2 tRNA genes and 2 rRNA genes (2 of these 4 cut by a window edge) are annotated in these 2,500 nt (G+C 50.7%); all 4 read right to left on the bottom strand.

The features are described 5' to 3' along the window. Positions 1–1,980: ribosomal RNA gene (locus tag U9R80_RS03045) — 23S ribosomal RNA — on the bottom strand (it extends 910 nt beyond the left edge of the window). Positions 1,981–2,203: 223 nt separating this feature from the next. Next, positions 2,204–2,279 (bottom strand) — tRNA-Ala (locus tag U9R80_RS03040). A 10-nt stretch (positions 2,280–2,289) separates the two neighbouring features. Next, positions 2,290–2,366 (bottom strand) — tRNA-Ile (locus U9R80_RS03035). Between the two features lie 85 nt (positions 2,367–2,451). Further along, a 16S ribosomal RNA gene (locus U9R80_RS03030) occupies positions 2,452–2,500 on the bottom strand (it continues 1,488 nt past the right edge of the window). Together the 16S and 23S rRNA genes with 2 tRNA genes alongside form the textbook arrangement of a ribosomal RNA operon.

The raw sequence follows: 2,500 nt of genomic DNA, 5'->3' as shown, positions 1-2,500 counted from the left end.
GACAGCGCCGCCATCGTTACGCCATTCGTGCAGGTCGGAACTTACCCGACAAGGAATTTCGCTACCTTAGGACCGTTATAGTTACGGCCGCCGTTTACCGGGGCTTCGATCAAGAGCTTCGCGTTAGCTAACCCCATCAATTAACCTTCCGGCACCGGGCAGGCGTCACACCCTATACGTCCACTTTCGTGTTTGCAGAGTGCTGTGTTTTTAATAAACAGTCGCAGCGGCCTGGTATCTTCGACCGGCATGAGCTTACGGAGCAAGTCCTTCACCCTCACCGGCGCACCTTCTCCCGAAGTTACGGTGCCATTTTGCCTAGTTCCTTCACCCGAGTTCTCTCAAGCGCCTTGGTATTCTCTACCCAACCACCTGTGTCGGTTTGGGGTACGGTTCCTAGTTATCTGAAGCTTAGAAGCTTTTCTTGGAAGCATGGCATCAACCACTTCGTCGCCTAAAGGCAACTCGTCATCAGCTCTCGGCCTTAAGATCCCGGATTTACCTAAGATCTCAGCCTACCACCTTAAACTTGGACAACCAACGCCAAGCTGGCCTAGCCTTCTCCGTCCCTCCATCGCAATAACTAGAAGTACAGGAATATTAACCTGTTTTCCATCGACTACGCTTTTCAGCCTCGCCTTAGGGACCGACTAACCCTGCGTCGATTAACGTTGCGCAGGAAACCTTGGTCTTTCGGCGTGGGAGTTTTTCACTCCCATTGTCGTTACTCATGTCAGCATTCGCACTTCTGATACCTCCAGCAAGCTTCTCAACTCACCTTCACAGGCTTACAGAACGCTCCTCTACCGCATCACCTAAGTGATACCCGTAGCTTCGGTGCATGGTTTGAGCCCCGTTACATCTTCCGCGCAGGCCGACTCGACTAGTGAGCTATTACGCTTTCTTTAAAGGGTGGCTGCTTCTAAGCCAACCTCCTAGCTGTCTAAGCCTTCCCACATCGTTTCCCACTTAACCATGACTTTGGGACCTTAGCTGACGGTCTGGGTTGTTTCCCTTTTCACGACGGACGTTAGCACCCGCCGTGTGTCTCCCATGCTCGGCACTTGTAGGTATTCGGAGTTTGCATCGGTTTGGTAAGTCGGGATGACCCCCTAGCCGAAACAGTGCTCTACCCCCTACAGTGATACATGAGGCGCTACCTAAATAGCTTTCGAGGAGAACCAGCTATCTCCGAGCTTGATTAGCCTTTCACTCCGATCCACAGGTCATCCGCTAACTTTTCAACGGTAGTCGGTTCGGTCCTCCAGTCAGTGTTACCTAACCTTCAACCTGCCCATGGATAGATCGCCCGGTTTCGGGTCTATACCCAGCGACTAAGCGCCCTATTAAGACTCGCTTTCGCTACGCCTCCCCTATTCGGTTAAGCTCGCCACTGAATATAAGTCGCTGACCCATTATACAAAAGGTACGCAGTCACCTAACAAGTAGGCTCCCACTGCTTGTACGCATACGGTTTCAGGTTCTATTTCACTCCCCTCTCCGGGGTTCTTTTCGCCTTTCCCTCACGGTACTGGTTCACTATCGGTCAGTCAGTAGTATTTAGCCTTGGAGGATGGTCCCCCCATATTCAGACAAAGTTTCTCGTGCTCCGTCCTACTCGATTTCATGACTAAGAGATTTTCGCGTACAGGGCTATCACCCACTATGGCCGCACTTTCCAGAGCGTTCCGCTAATCTCAAAGCCACTTAAGGGCTAGTCCCCGTTCGCTCGCCACTACTAAGGGAATCTCGGTTGATTTCTTTTCCTCAGGGTACTTAGATGTTTCAGTTCCCCTGGTTCGCCTCTTGCACCTATGTATTCAGTACAAGATACTCAGCTTATGCTGAGTGGGTTCCCCCATTCAGAGATCTCCGGATCAAAGTCTGTTTGCCGACTCCCCGAAGCTTATCGCAGGCTACCACGTCTTTCATCGCCTCTGACTGCCAAGGCATCCACCGTATGCGCTTCTTCACTTGACCATATAACCCCAAGCAATCTGGTTATACTGTGAAGACGACATTCGCCGAAAATTCGCGATTAAACTCACAAATTTTACCTTAGCCTGAACAACACCAGTGAAAGTGCTATTCAGTCTATCTTTCTATCACATACCCAAATTTTTAAAGAACGATTCTGAAAAAGTTCAGAAATCAATATTCGAGGCGAATATTCATTTCTAAGCTTTGACACGGTAGCAAGGGGTGGTGGAGCCAAGCGGGATCGAACCGCTGACCTCCTGCGTGCAAGGCAGGCGCTCTCCCAGCTGAGCTATGGCCCCAACAAGAAACTGGTGGGTCTGGGCAGATTCGAACTGCCGACCTCACCCTTATCAGGGGTGCGCTCTAACCAACTGAGCTACAGACCCAGTTAAGAGCTGTTACCGATATCGTCTTCTTCAATGAATCAAGCAATTCGTGTGGGAGCTTATAAGACAGCTGATGTCTGTCGATTAAGGAGGTGATCCAGCCGCAGGTTCCCCTACGGCTACCTTGTTACGAC

Origin of the sequence: Pseudomonas sp. JQ170C (assembly GCF_035581345.1) — a bacterium.
In the GTDB taxonomy this organism is placed as follows: domain Bacteria; phylum Pseudomonadota; class Gammaproteobacteria; order Pseudomonadales; family Pseudomonadaceae; genus Aquipseudomonas.
This window is presented reverse-complemented; position numbering and strand designations above follow the sequence as displayed.